2 protein-coding genes and 2 pseudogenes are annotated in these 2,670 nt (G+C 64.4%); 1 reads left to right on the forward strand and 3 read right to left on the reverse strand.

The window, feature by feature from the left end; genetic code table 11:
• Together Q1V78_RS02360 and Q1V78_RS02365 are read right to left on the reverse strand one after the other, a co-directional pair.
• Nucleotides 1–317 (reverse strand): annotated as a pseudogene (locus Q1V78_RS02360) (hypothetical protein); the annotation flags it as partial.
• Between the two features lie 13 nt (nt 318–330).
• Nucleotides 331–1,224, reverse strand: a complete 894-nt coding sequence (locus Q1V78_RS02365; protein WP_300611208.1) for a D-isomer specific 2-hydroxyacid dehydrogenase family protein — start codon at nt 1,222–1,224, stop codon at nt 331–333.
• 209 nt (nt 1,225–1,433) lie between these two features.
• On the opposite strand from Q1V78_RS02365, the gene Q1V78_RS02370 reads away from it, so the two are divergent.
• On the forward strand, nt 1,434–2,306 hold the full coding sequence (locus tag Q1V78_RS02370; RefSeq protein WP_300611211.1) for an SDR family oxidoreductase: 873 nt from the start codon (nt 1,434–1,436) through the stop codon (nt 2,304–2,306).
• A gap of 66 nt (nt 2,307–2,372) precedes the next feature.
• Here the strand turns inward: Q1V78_RS02370 and Q1V78_RS02375 are convergent.
• Nucleotides 2,373–2,670, reverse strand: a pseudogene (locus Q1V78_RS02375) (hypothetical protein); the annotation flags it as partial.

The raw sequence follows: 2,670 nt of genomic DNA on the forward strand, positions 1-2,670 counted from the left end.
TCCCAGGTGTCCACACGCTTGTGCGCGTGCAGTTGAGCCAAGAGCAACGCAATCGTGGACTCAGCTACCGTCGAGTCGTAGAGTCCCGCGGCGTTGGACCAGCGCACATTCGTCGAGCGGATGAGGTCGAGGATGTGGTCCACGCCCGCAAAGGGCACCTGCACGAATCCAATGGACTCGGGCAGCTCCGGGAAATCATCCGGCTGCCCGTTAAAGACGAGGAACTCCGCGTCCTCCAGCGCGACACGCTCGTGTCCCGCAGCATCCAGTGCCGCCGTGGTCTCCTCCCACGACTCTGGCACAATTGCGTATTTCATTGACTATCCTCCCTTAGTACCCCTCGGTGGCATTGACGCGGGTGGGCATGGGCTCGCCCGCCTCCCACGCCGCCGCGTTCTCGTTAAAAATCTTTCCCATGTGGAACGTCGCCACGTGCTTGGACGCCGCCATGTGCGGGGTCATCACGCAGTTGGGCAGCGCGTAGAGCGGGTGCCCGTCGGGCAGCGGCTCCGGGTCCACGACCTCAAGGCCCGCCGCAGCGAGCTGGCCGTCGCGCAGCGCCGCCACGAGGTCATCGGTGACCACAGTCCCCCCGCGCCCCACGTTGACAAATACCGCCGAGTCCTTCATCGCCGCGAAGAGTTCCATGTTGAAGAAACCAGCTGTCTCCGAGGTGAGCGGCAGAGTCGATACGACGAAGTCGAACCGGTCCCACTCCACATCCTTCAGCGTCACGGGACCGGTTCGCGTAACCTCCGTGAGGTTGACATCAAACGGTTGCAGCAATTGCGCCAACCGCTTGCCGATGCCCCCAGCACCCACGATCGCCACCTCCCGCGCCCGGCCCTGCGCGTAGAGCCACGCCTGGGTTTTGTCGAGCTCCCGCGCGACGTCCCACGTCGCAGCCTGGGCAAAGGCTTTGTGGTGATGCGCGGCAGAAAGCATGAGCCCGAGCGCGGCCTCAGCGACGGGTTCGGCAAATGCCCCGGCCGCATTGCACCACGGCAGTCCGTCCGCGGTGATGACGCCAGCCTCAATGAGTTGATCGACGCCGGTGTAGCAATGCTGCACCCACTGGATATTCGCGGGCATCTCCGGGATACGGTCAGGGCGCGGATCTGTATTGATATAGACCTCAGCTTCCTCAAGCCCCACATGTTCGTGGCCAACGCGTTCAATATCTGCAATCGTCTCGTCCCAGGGACGTGGCATGTAAAACTTCATGGCCCCACCCTAGAGAATCTGGCAATGGGGAGCGCACAACCCCAATCGTGGGAATCCTCACCGGACCCCCGGCGGTTCCCGGCGCCTGGTGGCAACACACCCCCAGCAGGGCACCGCCCATCATTAGGGCAGGGCAGACCACCACTAGCGGCAGGCCAGAAGCAACGCAATCTCAACCGGAAGGGGCATTTTCAGACTATGGTCATTTTGTGGCTAAAAATACTATTCCCAGTTCCCTCAGCTCCTGGTTCCTTCCGCCTGCCCTCCCCCAGGTCCCGGACGACAGCCTCGCAGTCGTGACCGGCGCGAGCAGCGGGATCGGCAAGGCGGTCGCCGCCCGCTTCGCGGCTTCCGGTTTCCGGGTGGTCGGGACGACGCGGAACCCGGCCACGCTCACCGACCCCCTGCCAAATGTGGAGTATGTGGCCCTAGACCTTGCAGATCCGACCTCTATCGAGACCTTCGCTGAGGAGGTCCTGGCGCTCGGCGTGCCCAGCGTTCTCGTCAACAATGCGGGCGAAAGCCAGAACGGCCCGCTGGAGGAGCTACCCCGGGATGCGCTGGAGCGGCTGTTCCAGGTCAACGTCATCGGGCACGTGGAGCTCACCCAGAAATTCCTGCCTGCCATGCGAGAGCAGAGCTTTGGCCGTATCATCATGATCGGCTCCATGCTGGGAAGTTTCCCGCTGAGCTACCGGGGCAGTTATGTGGCTTCCAAGGCCGCGATCCGCAGCTTCGCCGACTCCGCGCGCAGCGAGCTTTCGCCGTTCGGTATCGGCATTTCCACAGTGGAGCCCGGCGCGATCGCGACGGGGCTCAGTTCGCGTCGCACCATCTACGTCGACGACGCCGGCCCGTACTCGCGGGACTTCTACCGGATGCTCGACACACTCAATGACAACGAGGCCAAGGGAATCAGCGCCGAGGATGTCGCGGAGCTGGTGGGTGCCGTGGTGGCAGAAACTCGCCCGCGCGCGGTGTACGCCCGGGGTTCCCTGGCGCCGGTGCCTTATATCCTGCAGCGGCTGCTTCCGCGGGAGACGATGCTGCGCATCATGCGCGCCAAGCACGGGCTCTCCTAACCGGGCGAGCGGCGAGCCTCCCGCCGGAGGGCTAGGGCTGGCCAGAGGGCTAGGGCTGGCCAGCAGCTAGGACTGTTCCTCGCCCGGCTCCCTCGCCGACCGGTCCCCAAAACCCCTCTCCTGGAAAGCGGATTGCAGCTGGGAGCGCACCTCCGTGCGCACGTCCAGGCGTTGGTTCATCCGCTCCAAATATTCGCTCTCGCGCTGCTTAAAGGCCCAGTCCCGCCACGGGCGGGCAAAGAGCGCGAGCACCGTCGCGCCGACGACACCCATGAATAGCAACGCGCCCGCGATGATGGTGGCCGCTGGGCCGCCGTTTACCCCGAACACGATCGCCAACATCACGCTGCCGACCAGCCCGATT

This window comes from Corynebacterium sp. (assembly GCF_030152825.1).
In the GTDB taxonomy this organism is placed as follows: Bacteria; Actinomycetota; Actinomycetes; order Mycobacteriales; family Mycobacteriaceae; genus Corynebacterium.

Coding starts and splice junctions, on each gene's coding strand:
- Q1V78_RS02365 (WP_300611208.1), bottom strand. CDS start 1,224: ATGAAGTTTTACATGCCACGTCCCTGGGACGAGACGATTGCAGATATT.